A 4,468-nucleotide genomic window follows, 5' to 3' on the forward strand; every position below is an offset into this window, starting at 1 on the left:
CACTTTTTGTAAGAATTGTCTGTTACTATCCCTCTAGCAAGTCAGGACCGAATCCGAATACCCCGCAGGAAAAGGCGTTCCAACAAGGCCGCAGCGAGGTCCGCGACGCAGAATAATGAGGCGCACGGTGCGATGAATAAAAAGCACCACATTTGTGCGCGCCCGCGAGTCGATGAGCCGGCGGTGTCCGACTCTCGTCACGTTTGCGGACGGGCGCCCTCGGTTTCGCCGCGAGGCGAGCGAGTCGGTGAGCGCCCAGTACGAAATCAGTTATTTTTGGTCAGAGCGATGCGAGAACGCCGCCGAGATAGTGAGGCGGCTGTATCTTGCGAGCCGCCGCCGGCCGACTTTCTCAATAGCCCGCTGGGCCTATCGGACCGTTGACATCCCCTTAAACCACAGGTTACAAAGTTTGTTGTTCGTGGAGGGGTCCTGCCAATCCGAGACCTCAGTACAGCAATCACCCATACAGATGTTTAATGAAGGAGGTTTGCAATGAGCGATGTGGCACCGGAAATCAAGGTGGGCGATACAGCACCGGACTTCAATCTCAAGGATCAAGACCAGAAGGACGTGAAGTTGAGCGACTACAAAGGCAAAAAGAACGTCGTGCTCTGCTTTTACCCCCTGGATTGGAGCCCCGTGTGCCAGGGTGAAAACAAGTGTCTGACCGATGACTTCCCCAAGTTCCAATCCGCCAACGCGGAATTGTTCGGCGTCAGCTGCGACAGCTTCTTTTCCCACAAGGCCTGGGCGGATTCATTGGACCTGAAACACCGCCTGTTGTCCGACGTACATCGGACGACGGCCAAGTCGTACGGCCTCTACTTTGAGCCGTTGAACTGTTCCAAACGTGCGACCGTGATCGTCGACAAGAACGGAAAGGTCTCTTACGTCAAGGTGCAGGAAATCAAGACGGCCCGCGAGGACAAGGAAATCCTCGATGCGCTGTCGAAGCTCAACTAATCAGTGCTGAGCGTTGAGTGCTGAGCCGAGAGGGGAATCCATCCTTTTCAACTCAGCACTCAGCACTCGGAACTCAACACACCATGAGCACCGTTCTCGACGTCAGCGACGCCAACTACAAAGAATTCACCGACAGCGCCGGCGCGGTCGTCGCTTACGGCCTTGCCACCTGCGAGCCCTGCAAGGCGTACGATCCAATTCTCGAGGCGACCGCCGCGAAATTCCCCATGATCAAATTCGGGAAGGCCAAGATGCATGTGCCGGGCCGCTGTCGTGAGATCAAGAAGACCCACACGTTTGAAACGTACCCCACCACCCATTTCTTCGCGCATGGTAAATTACTGCTCGCGCGCGAAGGAGTCGTCGAGCCGGCCGAACTCGCTGCACTCATTGCCGACCACCTGCTCACGTAGCGTCCATGCAACTGAGCAGTGGAATCGAAGAAACCTTTCACCGCAGCTGGATTACCCGACGCGCTGATGATCGGCGGGTTAGGAGGCAACCTGAGCATGAACAACTCGATTGCGGCTCTTGTATTCGGTGCAACCCTGGCCTTTTCATTCCCGGCTCAGGCCCATACCGACGAATTTTTCGAATCTGTTGAGGCTCCGCACGGCGGACAGCTGCGCATGACCGGTCCGTTTCATATGGAACTGGTCGCCAAGGATGGAGACTTGACCGTCTACGTCACCGATCACGCGGACAACGCCATCAGCGTGGACGGCGGCTTAGCCAAAGCAAACATCGAGAACGGGTCAACGAGGACACAGGTGAACCTGCATCCGGTCGGCAACAATATCCTTAGTGGATCCGGCGCCTTTTCCCTGACCCCCAGCACCGTGGTGGTCATTTTCATGAAGCTGCCGAACCAAGACGGTTACGCCGCCCGCTTCATGCCGTTGAAACCCAAGAGCGAACAGGGAAAGAACGCTTCATCCCATACGGATGATGCCGGTCCCCACCATCATCATCATCACTCACCGAAGCATTGATGGGGGATATCCGCTCCATAGATGTGAAGCCGGCCTTCTAGGAGAACTGATCATGAAACATCTGCTGGGAAACTTAGCATTGTGCGCAACGCTACTTGTGGCGGTGCCGGTTGGAGCCCACTCAGCGAAACACTCCGACACCGTGAAGGCTCTCCACGGCGGGCAATCCCTGAGCGCGGGGCCGTATCATCTCGAGCTGATCGCCAAGGACGGAGAACTGCTTCTGTATGTGACGGATCATTCAGATAAGGCCATCCCCACTGATGGAGCGAAAGCCAAGGCTACCATCCAGCATGGGTATGAAAAGACCAACATCCAGGTTGAGTTGGAACCGTCCGGTGAAAACACACTGAAGGGTACCGGAGCATTTACGATCAACCCCGATACCGGGATCATTGTGTTCCTCAGGTTACCGGAACAGGAGGCCTACGCAGCCCGTTTTACTCCGCGTGACCGCAAGAGCGGAGCCGCACAAACAGGAGAGCGCCACCAACACACGCACTCGCCAAAACACTGATCACTCTATAGACGCTCAAGAGACGTGGAAAGGCGGAACGATAATGGTGTGTGGATCACTGTTTGCTCGCCGCGCATTGAGGCTTCAGTGATTCGTCTGAAAAGATGTGCTGCGCGTCCAGTTCCTTCATGATGACATCGGCCGCTTGATAGAGGGCGTCCTGCTCGTCCTTCTCGATCCAAAACTTCGTCTTGATCTCGGTCACACGCTCGGCCAATTGTATAGACTCCTCCGAATCGTCGCCGTAGAGCAGGTGCCGAAGAGAGAGATGAAGCACGTGACAGCTGCATTGATGCAAATCGTTTACCGGTAGCCGGCCCCGCACCTGCTTATCTTGCTGTTCAGTCGGAATGTCCATGCGCGCGAGAAGGGTTCTGCGCGCTTCCATCAACATGGCATCCGTCGCATCGAGCGCGTTCGTGTCGACGAAATAGTCCGCGAATTGCCGACTGGAAATTCTGGCATTGAGGTCCGGATGCTCGCTTGTCGGCGTCGCGTCGATCGCGATGATCAGGCAGCCTTTGGGAAAGAGGCGATCGAGCGTCGTCCCCAGGATGTTGCGGTTCAAATACTCGACGACGGCCTGAATGCCCAGATTGTCGATGGGACCGCCGTCGTAGAGATGCACGTAATGCGGCCGGTCCATGTACCACTGAAGCGTCACATCCTGAAAGGCGCCGGGAAAAGCGGAAGATGCGTTGACCGCATTCGCCACCCGGTACTGCGCGAGGTCGGAACGCAACAACCCAAAGCGATCGTCGGTAAACGTGAAGCGAGTATGATCATTGTGAACGGTCGCGTTGAGCAGGATCTTCGGGTGCAGCTTCAGATCGGCGAAGGTCGCCTCGTGGTACAGTCGGTTGTTGAATACCTGAACCATGATATCGGAACGGGTGAAGTCGGACAGCCAATAACGGAAGATGTTCTGGGGCAGAAACCAGCGGCGGATCCAACTGCTCTGAAAGTCATAGCCGAGCGCCTCACGCAGGGCCGGGGCAGTGAAAGGACCGGCCTTGGCGCCCAACCCATAATAGACGGCAGGCAACGTGCCGCCTGAGACGCCGCTGATGACATCCGCTTGTTCCAGCATCACCGCCGCGCCGAAATTGGCCGCCCGGCTGCCGCCGCCCGAAACTGCAAGGGCCAGGAAGCGGCCATCTTGCGTTTCAGCCTCGGTGAGCTTCCAAGAGCCGGCCGTCTCCGTAACCGGCTTTCCGCCGTCCCGGGGCTCGTTCCATCCCGGTCGCCAGTTGCCCGGCAACATCTGACAACCTGCGAGAGCCGTCCAGAGACAAATTGCGGCGGGTAACCGTCGACCTAACCGCATATCAGGTCCCATGCCTGGCTAGAAAGATCCTGAGCATGAATAATTCCCAGAGGTCGCGTGATTGTAGGACGCTTGATAAAGACATGCAAGGTTTGAAGAGGACGGAAAGCTACCTGCAGAGGATTGATAGAAGAAACATTTTCACCAGGTGGAGGCGTATGCCCGGCATTGGTCTGAAGATGACCGGCCTATGCCTGCGAGATCGACGCCGATTCCGTGGTAAAAGCATCAGTGTACGACCTGTTTGATTGTGAGGTCATCGTCTAGATCAGAACAGCGGTCCATCACTGCAACAAATTCGCCGACGGCTTGTCCATATAGGTCAGGAGCGCGATCAGTCCTGCGCCAACTACTAGCCATATGAGGCCGCCTTTCCAATTTCTCTGGCTGAACGCGAAGACGCTGATCAGGAACATCAGCGACCCCACAATCCCGATAAACAGCGAGCCGTTTGCGCTCATCGTTCCCTCACGAGCAAAGATCCCTGTGTAGCATGCCGGGAGGGAAAAACTCCAGAGAGGTGGCATGATAATCCGCGCCCAGCTAATAATTCATCGATGATGCTGGCTACGCTTTTCTTCGCGTCCGTCAATCACCGGTGTGAGCTTGAAGCGGGATATATCTAATATGGTATAGTAAGCCCGACCATGTGGGAGGTGTACGAAC

The 4,468-nt window shown here is 56.1% G+C and carries 6 protein-coding genes; 4 read left to right on the forward strand and 2 right to left on the reverse strand.

Annotation, left to right across the window (positions count from 1 at the left end; translation table 11 throughout):
• Positions 1–495 precede the first annotated feature (495 nt).
• From ACOSYY_RS06600 to ACOSYY_RS06615, 4 genes are all read left to right on the forward strand, one after another.
• Complete coding sequence (locus tag ACOSYY_RS06600; RefSeq protein WP_421661473.1) at positions 496–966, forward strand: redoxin domain-containing protein; 471 nt, start codon at positions 496–498, stop codon at positions 964–966.
• An 83-nt stretch (positions 967–1,049) separates the two neighbouring features.
• Positions 1,050–1,379: a thioredoxin family protein gene (locus tag ACOSYY_RS06605; protein WP_421661474.1), complete on the forward strand. Its 330-nt coding sequence runs from the start codon at positions 1,050–1,052 to the stop codon at positions 1,377–1,379.
• A 96-nt stretch (positions 1,380–1,475) separates the two neighbouring features.
• Positions 1,476–1,958 (forward strand): hypothetical protein, encoded by a 483-nt coding sequence (locus tag ACOSYY_RS06610; RefSeq protein WP_421661475.1) that lies wholly within the window; start codon positions 1,476–1,478, stop codon positions 1,956–1,958.
• A 52-nt stretch (positions 1,959–2,010) separates the two neighbouring features.
• Entirely contained in the window at positions 2,011–2,475 is a 465-nt protein-coding gene (locus ACOSYY_RS06615; RefSeq protein WP_421661476.1) for a hypothetical protein, read from the forward strand.
• Between the two features lie 55 nt (positions 2,476–2,530).
• On the opposite strand, the gene ACOSYY_RS06620 is transcribed toward ACOSYY_RS06615, so the two are convergent.
• Entirely contained in the window at positions 2,531–3,814 is a 1,284-nt protein-coding gene (locus ACOSYY_RS06620) for a patatin-like phospholipase family protein (protein WP_421661477.1), read from the reverse strand.
• Between the two features lie 272 nt (positions 3,815–4,086).
• Positions 4,087–4,329, reverse strand: a complete 243-nt coding sequence (locus tag ACOSYY_RS06625) for a hypothetical protein (RefSeq protein WP_421661478.1) — start codon at positions 4,327–4,329, stop codon at positions 4,087–4,089.
• Positions 4,330–4,468: the final 139 nt, after the last annotated feature.

The organism is Nitrospira sp. BLG_2 (genome assembly GCF_049222245.1).

What these genes read in the sequence shown, in the direction of transcription:
- ACOSYY_RS06600 (WP_421661473.1), top strand. Translation starts at nt 496, where the DNA reads ATGAGCGATGTGGCACCGGAAATCAAGGTGGGCGATACAGCACCGGAC.
- ACOSYY_RS06605 (WP_421661474.1), top strand. Translation starts at nt 1,050, where the DNA reads ATGAGCACCGTTCTCGACGTCAGCGACGCCAACTACAAAGAATTCACC.
- ACOSYY_RS06610 (WP_421661475.1), top strand. Translation starts at nt 1,476, where the DNA reads ATGAACAACTCGATTGCGGCTCTTGTATTCGGTGCAACCCTGGCCTTT.
- ACOSYY_RS06615 (WP_421661476.1), top strand. Translation starts at nt 2,011, where the DNA reads ATGAAACATCTGCTGGGAAACTTAGCATTGTGCGCAACGCTACTTGTG.
- ACOSYY_RS06620 (WP_421661477.1), bottom strand. Translation starts at nt 3,814, where the DNA reads ATGGGACCTGATATGCGGTTAGGTCGACGGTTACCCGCCGCAATTTGT.
- ACOSYY_RS06625 (WP_421661478.1), bottom strand. Translation starts at nt 4,329, where the DNA reads ATGCCACCTCTCTGGAGTTTTTCCCTCCCGGCATGCTACACAGGGATC.